This window comes from Stenotrophomonas sp. DDT-1, from assembly GCF_001580555.1.
In the GTDB taxonomy this organism is placed as follows: domain Bacteria; phylum Pseudomonadota; class Gammaproteobacteria; order Xanthomonadales; family Xanthomonadaceae; genus Stenotrophomonas; species Stenotrophomonas sepilia.
Genome location: NZ_LEKR01000028.1, coordinates 47,466 through 54,394, shown reverse-complemented (window position 1 = coordinate 54,394; position 6,929 = coordinate 47,466). Strand labels below are relative to the sequence as shown.

The 6,929-nt window shown below is 67.2% G+C and carries 5 protein-coding genes; 2 read left to right on the top strand and 3 right to left on the bottom strand.

From position 1 onward, the window contains the following. Positions 1-534: 534 nt before the first annotated feature. The 3 genes from AB839_RS13980 to AB839_RS13970 all read right to left on the bottom strand — a co-directional run bounded on the left by AB839_RS13980 (position 535) and on the right by AB839_RS13970 (position 4,765). Positions 535-2,184, bottom strand: coding sequence for a phosphoethanolamine--lipid A transferase (locus AB839_RS13980; RefSeq protein WP_061479820.1), 1,650 nt, complete (start codon positions 2,182-2,184; stop codon positions 535-537). Continuing rightward, positions 2,181-2,948 carry a phosphatase PAP2 family protein gene (locus AB839_RS13975; RefSeq protein ID WP_061479819.1) on the bottom strand — a complete coding sequence of 256 codons (768 nt, stop codon included), beginning with the start codon at positions 2,946-2,948 and terminating at the stop codon, positions 2,181-2,183. Before AB839_RS13975 ends, AB839_RS13980 begins: the two co-directional genes overlap by 4 nt. Positions 2,949-3,061: 113 nt before the next feature. Beyond that, on the bottom strand, positions 3,062-4,765 hold the full coding sequence (locus AB839_RS13970) for a glycosyltransferase family 39 protein (protein WP_061479818.1): 1,704 nt from the start codon (positions 4,763-4,765) through the stop codon (positions 3,062-3,064). 131 nt (positions 4,766-4,896) lie between these two features. Between AB839_RS13970 and AB839_RS13965 the strand changes: the two genes are divergently transcribed. Together AB839_RS13965 and AB839_RS13960 are read left to right on the top strand one after the other, a co-directional pair. Then, on the top strand, positions 4,897-5,610 hold the full coding sequence (locus AB839_RS13965; RefSeq protein WP_061479817.1) for a response regulator transcription factor: 714 nt from the start codon (positions 4,897-4,899) through the stop codon (positions 5,608-5,610). Continuing rightward, the gene (locus tag AB839_RS13960; RefSeq protein WP_061479822.1) at positions 5,597-6,883 is read left to right on the top strand and encodes a HAMP domain-containing sensor histidine kinase; all 1,287 of its coding nucleotides are present in this window, start codon (positions 5,597-5,599) and stop codon (positions 6,881-6,883) included. The genes AB839_RS13965 and AB839_RS13960 overlap by 14 nt, the downstream gene beginning before the upstream one ends. The last annotated feature ends 46 nt before the right edge of the window (positions 6,884-6,929 follow it).

Here is a 6,929-nt window from a genome sequence, read left to right as displayed (position 1 = left end):
CCCGCCCGAGGCATGCCTCGGGCCCATGCGGCTGACACCCCGCACTCCGACACCGCCCCACCTCTGACAGATTCCGTGTGCTGTCGGTAGGTGTCGACCTTGGTCGACACATCTGTCAGATATCGAATGGGTCATCCACGCATGGCGTGGATCTACTGTGTCGACCAAGGTCGACACCCACCAGGGCAATGCGTCGTTCCGACAGATCGCGAAAATCTGTCGAAGGCGGGGTGGGTCCGGTTGCGGGAGCGTGAGCCGCATGGATGCGGCGACCGAGCTTACATGGGTGAGGGCGCTTTGCTTGCGAAGCATTGCTTCGCAAGCGCCCGAACGCACAGCCGCCAGCGGCTGGGCCGGGCCCCGGAGGGGGACTTGCAGCGTCCCCCGCAACCGGACCCACCCCGCCAATCCACGGAATGCCAGCTTTTGCTTTTGCTTTTGCTGTTGCTGTTGCTGTCGCTGTCGCTGTCGAGGCTACCGGCCAGCGGCCGGCACTACCGCAGGTGCAGGGCTGCAAGCCCTGCCAAACACCCCTCAACCTTCGCAGTTGGCGAACACGTCGCGGTCGCGCTCGTACAGCGCCGTCTTAACCTGCATGAGGCCCAGCACCGACGGGAACAGGTTGTCGTGGTCGGTATAGGCCGCCGAACGCTTGCGCACGCACTGCAGGTCCAACCCACGGCTGCTGGCGAAGCCCGGCGAGAACCACATCGTCATCGGTACGCGGGTCTGCTCGGCCGGTGCGATCGCATACGGCACGCCATGCAGGAACAGGCCCTTCTCGCCCAGCGATTCACCATGGTCGGACAGGTAGATCATCGCCGTGTCGTAATCCTGCATGCCCTGCAGGGTAGCAATGGTCTTGCTCAGGAAATGATCGGTGTACAACACCGCGTTGTCATAGCTGTTGGTGATCTCGTCGCGCGAGCAGCGGCCGATGTCACGGGTGTCGCAGGTCGGGGTGAAGCGGCGGAACGCGGGCGGATAGCGCTCGAAATAGGCCGGGCCGTGGTTGCCCAGCTGGTGCAGCACCACGACCCGGTCGCCGGGCTTCGCACGCACCTGGGTGGCCAGGTCCTGCAGCAGGATCTCGTCCATGCAGCGGCCATCGGCGCACAGGCCGGGTGTGGTGGCGTCGGACAATGACTGGAAGTCCAGGCCCTCGCACACGCCCTTGCAGCCGGACTGGTTGTCACGCCACAGCGGCGCGATGCCGGCGCGGTTCAGTACGTGCAGCAGCGACTGGTGCGCACGGATCTTCTTCTCGTCGTAGTCGTGGCGGCCCCACGGCGAGAACAGGCACGGCAGCGAGACCTCCGTGCTGGTGCCGCACGAATGCATGTCCGGGAAATTGATCACGCTGGCCTGCGCCAGTTCCGGGGTGGTGTTGCGGCCACCGTTGAGGCCCCAGTTCTGCGCACGCACGGTCTCGCCCATGACGATCACCAGCAGGCGCGGCTTGCTGGCCGGCGCTCGCGGAGTGGCCTTGGCGTCGGTGCCGATCGGCAGCTTCGGTGCGCGCTGCACCGGGTTGTCGCCACGCAGCGCACGCGGCATGCCCAGCAGCACGTTGGCCGGAGTGGCGAGGTAACGCACTTCGCGCTGGTTGCGCATCAGTGCCGAGACGTCCTGGAACGAGATCAACGCGCCGCCGACGGCAGTCACCGCCGACACCACCAGGAAGCCGAGGCGCCACAGCAGGCTGCGGCCCCAGCTGCGACGGCGCAGCTGCACGCGCCACAGCACGATCATCGGCAGCACCGCCAGCAGCAGTACCGGCCACAGCAGCGACACGGTCATCAGCTCGCGGCTTTCCTTGGGGTCCGTCGCCAGCACGTTGCGCAGCATGTCCGCATCCAGGTAGATGTGGTAGCGGCTCATGTAGTGCGCGGCGAATGCGGTCACCAGCAGCAACAGGCTGATCACCACCTTGGCGTTCCAGCGCCAGACCAGGATGCCCAGCAGTACGCCGTGAGCACCCAGCAGCAACAGCAGCAGCGAAAGCGCGTAGCGCAGGCTGCCTGGATGGCTGGCCATCGCGCTGTGCCAGAACAGGCCATTGCCGGCCACCGCGAAGAACAGGCTGGTCAGCGCGATCAGCGCTTCGGTGGACAGCTGCGGCCGCCAGTGGCGCAGACCCGCAAGGGCGGGGAGGCGGGCGGGCCGTTGGACCGATGCGCTCATGCGTTTGCCTCCTGACGGTTGGCATGGTTCAGTTGACGGTGTGTCAGGACGCGCTTGACGATCAGATAGAGGCCGAGCGAAAGCAGCCAGCAGATCAATGCAGTGGCGACGTCATGCGAAAGGAAATGCGCTCCGCGCAGCTGCTGGCTGATGCCGAACACCAAACCGGCGCCGAGGCCGATCCACAACCCGGCCCAGCGCCACGACGGGCGCCATAGCAGGGCGAAGTAGTACAGGCACAGCCAGGCGTAGCCGGCACTGGCGTGCCCGGCCGGGAAGCAGGCCTGCGCGGCCATGCCAGCGGGGCGTGCGGTGAAAAGCCCGATAAATGGCTGGTGGCCGCCGTAGCGCAGCAAGTCCCAAGGGCATTCCATCGGCACCAGCGACTTCAGCAGGGAGATCACGCCGGTGCCCAGCGCCAGGGCAAGTACGACATAAAGCAGCGCCCACCGCAGGGTGTGATCGCGTCCTTTACGCCAGTGATGGAAGCACAGCAGGAGCACGACCAGCGCCGCCGCAGTGCTCAACCATTTACCGGCCTTGTGCACGACGCTGCGGGTGATCCAGGCGTCCTGTAGCACCCATCGGCTGCCCTCAAGGCGGAACAGGTGATCGGCCACCCACTGGTCGCCGCCGAACCCCATTAGCAGCGCAAACACGGGCAGACCGATTGCGACAGGCAGCCAAAAGTGAGTTACGGCGAATCTTGACGCCAGTGGCGATGTCGCAAGCGGCGCGATCGAATCAAGGGGACGAACGGGCATGCTGAGGGAAGGCGGGTTCGGGAATCCGCAGCCATGCTCGTCACCTGCATGTCGGAGAAGGGTCGGACGCTCGTTCGCGCCGGGTTAATGATTTCCCCGGCACGAGTCAACGTTCAGTCTTCTTCGGCGGTCGAGCCGGCCCGTTCGGCGTGGCATTGCGGGTCCCAGGCCGTACCGGGAAGCAGTTGCCAACGATTCCTGTTGGCCATGCCGATGTCGATCACCTTGGCCGGATCCACGCAGGGACTCATCGCCTCGTCCAGCACCAGCAGCCAGCGCTTGTCCGGCGCTTCGGCGAGCCAGGGGCCGGCATCGTGCCATTGCTCGGCCCAGGGCCGCTTGAAGCCGAACTCGCGTACCGGGCGGTCAGCCTGCAGCAGGTTCTGCTCGCGCCAGGCGACCAGCGCCAGTTCGGCGTCCGGACCGATCCGCGCGCCGACGCGGCGCATCAGCGCCGATGCCGATGCGTAGGGATCCAGTGCCGGGATCAGCACCAGGCCGTAGAGCATCCACAGCATGCCGTGGGTCAGCAGCACCAGTGTCGTGGCGCGGCGCACCCGCAACCAGACGGCCAACGTGGCCAGCGCGATGGCGAAGGTCAGCAGGCCATCACCCAGCACCGGCAGCAGCGTATCGGGCATGGCCCGGCGCTCCAGTTGCGCCAAGGCCCACGGGTGCTCGGTCATCAGCATCACGCCGAGCACGCCGGTGGCCAGCATCAGCACCACGCTGTAGCCGAACAGATACCGGCGCACGCACAGCCGGCGCAGCAAGCCCGGCAACAACGGCGCAACCGCCAGTGCCATCGCAGGCAGCATCGGCAGCACATAGACCTCGCGCTTGCCCGGGCTGGCACTGAAGAACACCAGCACCAGCAGCGCCCAGCCCAGCAGCAGCCACTGCCGGCGGTCGCCCCGGCGGATGCGGCGCCACCACGGCTTGAAGAGCAGCGGCAGCAGCAGGCTGCCCGGCAGCCACAGGGTCAGGATCACCTGCAGGTAGTACCAGGCCGGTTGGCGATGGTGCCAGGCGTTGGCATAGCGGGTACCGGTCTGCTTGAACAACAGCTCATGCGCGTAGGCCTGCAGTTCGGCGCTGGGCGTGTGCAGCAGGGCCCAGCCCAGCGGCGCAAGCCACACCGACACGCCCAGCAGGAAGGCCGGGATCAGCCACAGCAGCGTTGCCGGGTGTGGGCCGTCAACGCTGCGCCCGCGGCGACGCTGGTACAGCCACCAGCCGAACCACGGCAGGACCATCAGCAGCGGCAGGAAACCCACGCCTTTGGTCACCGTGCCGAGGCCAGCGGCGAACCCCGCCAGCCACAAGGCAGCCAGGTTGCGGCGTTCGCACAGGTGGCGCATCAAGCCCCACAGGGCCACCGTGGTCATGCCGACCAGCACCATGTCGATCTGCGCGCGCTTGGCCATCAGGCCAAACTGCAGGGTGCAGAACAGCGCCGCCAGGGCGTACAGGGAATGCCGCGGTGACCACAGTCGGCGTGCCAGATCCGACACCAACCACAGGCTGAGCAGGGCGCCCAGCAGCGACGGCAGCAGGAACGACCACTGCCAGCTGCCGACGATCTCGTAGGCCGCCGCCTGCAGCCACATGAAGACCGGTGGCTTCTCCGCATACAGCTCCACGCCCCGGTGCGGCAGCAGCCATTGCCCACTCTCGACCATGGTGCGGGCCGCCAGCACGAAGCGCGGCTCGTCCGGTGGCTGCGGCTGCCGAAGGCCGATCCCCGCTGCCAGCGCAGCAACGATCAACAGCCACAACAGGGGCAGGCGCCAACGGCGGGGCAGGGCTACGGGCACGGCAGGCTCCGGGAGCAAAAACGGCCATTCTGAGGTGGCGGGGGTTGGAAAAGCGTCAGAGGAGGCCGGGACGACCGCATTCCGACATGGGCAGCGCTACCATGGTACGAACTTCCGTGGATGTTTCGTGCATGCGTCTGTTGGTGATCGAGGACAACCGCCAGCTGGTGGCCAACCTGTTCGACTACTTCGAGTCGCGCGGGCACGTGCTCGACGTGGCCCCGGACGGCATCACCGGCCTGCACCTGGCCGGCAGCCATCCCTACGACGCGGTGATCCTGGACTGGATGCTGCCGCGCATGGAGGGGCCGGAGGTGCTGCGTCGCCTGCGCGCCGAGCAGGCTTCGGAGGTGCCGGTGATCATGCTGACCGCGCGCGACGAACTGCCGGACAAGATCACCGGCTTCCGCGCGGGTGCCGACGATTACCTGACCAAGCCGTTCGCCCTGCCCGAGCTGGAAGTTCGGCTGGAGGCGCTGCTGCTGCGTGCGCAGGGCCGGAACCCGCGCAAGCGCCTGCAGGTGGGCGACCTGGTGCTGGACCTGGCGACCCTCGAAGCCCAGCGGGGTGGTCAGGTGCTCCACCTCTACCCGGCCTGCCGCAAGCTGCTGGAGGTGCTGATGCGCGCCAGCCCCGGTGCGGTCACCCGCCAACAGCTGGAGTTCGCCCTGTGGGGCGACGAGCCACCGGATGGTGACCTGCTGCGCTCGCATGTCTATGAGCTGCGCCGCAGCGTCGATGGTCCGTTTGCCGACAAGCTGATCCACACCCTGCCGCGGGTTGGTTACCGCCTTGCGGTGACCGCGGCCGCCGATGCAGGCAAGGGTGATGATGAAGGCGCGTAGGCCAGGCCCGCTGTACCGGCGCGTGGTGTGGTGGTTGCTGGGCTACCTGGCCCTGCTGTCGATCGCTGTGTTCAGCGTCGGCAACTACGTGCACGAACACGCCGAACATGCCGCCTGGCGCGCGCTGCTCAATTCCGAACTGGACAGCATCGTCGAGCACGTCGAGCATGAACCGCACTATCGCTGGCAGGATTCGGACACGCTCAGCCTGTACCGCTTCGATGCAGTCAACCTGCCTGACAGCCTGCGTACGCTGCATCCGGGCCTTCACGACGGCGTGATGATCAAAGGCCGGGAGACGGCGGTGATGGTGCGCGAGACCCGGTCGATGGGACGGGTCGCGCTGGCGCTGGACATCTCCGATTTCCATGACCTGGAGCAGTTCGCCACGCGCTGGGTGATGCTGGCCGGGGTGATCATGATCTTCGTCACCGTGCTGATGGCGTCCTTCGGCATGGAACGCATGGTGCGCCCGTTGAGCCTGCTGGCCCAGCACATCGGCGCATTGCGGCCGGGCGTTCAGGGCCAGCGCATCGAGGTCGACCCGCGCGGCAGTTCCGAGCTGCACACCATCGCCGATGCGCTGAACGACTACCTGGACCGCAACGAGCAGTTCGTCGAGCGTGAGCGGGTCTTCATCAGTACCGCCAGCCACGAACTGCGCACGCCGATCGCAGTGATGACCGGTGCAGCCGAGCTGGCGCTGGAGCAACCGGGCCTGCCCGAACGTGCCCGCCAACAGATGCAGCGGGTGCTGCGCACGGCACAGAGCGTGGAGCAGCTGATCGAGCTGCTGCTGGTGCTGGCGCGTGATCCCGCGCGCCTGGCCGCACGTGCCGAGCGCATCGCACTGGACCAGCTGCTGCCGGAGATCGTCGACGACCATCGCTACCTGCTCGGCGACAAGGACCTGAGCATCGGCATCCAGGCTGCGCCGGTGGATATCGTCGCGCCGCTGGCGGTGGTGCAGGCGGCGATCGGCAACCTGCTGCGCAATGCCATCGAAAACAGCGGCCGCGGCCATATCGAGCTGCAGCTGAGTTCGTCGGCGGTACTGACCCTGCAGGACCCCGGGCACGGGATGAGCCCGGAGGAGATCGCGGCGATCCACGCGCGCATGGCCCGCGGCGAGCGTGCCGATCGAGGCAGTGGCATCGGCCTGGACCTGATCGCGCGGCTGTGCGAGCACCTGGGCTGGACGCTGCAGTTGCAGCCCCGCCAACCGCGCGGGACGCGTGTCACCCTGGACTTCGGCGCTTCGCGCCCCGCTTGATCGGACGGCCGACCTGCTCCGCGCTGCGGCATGACCCGACGTGAAG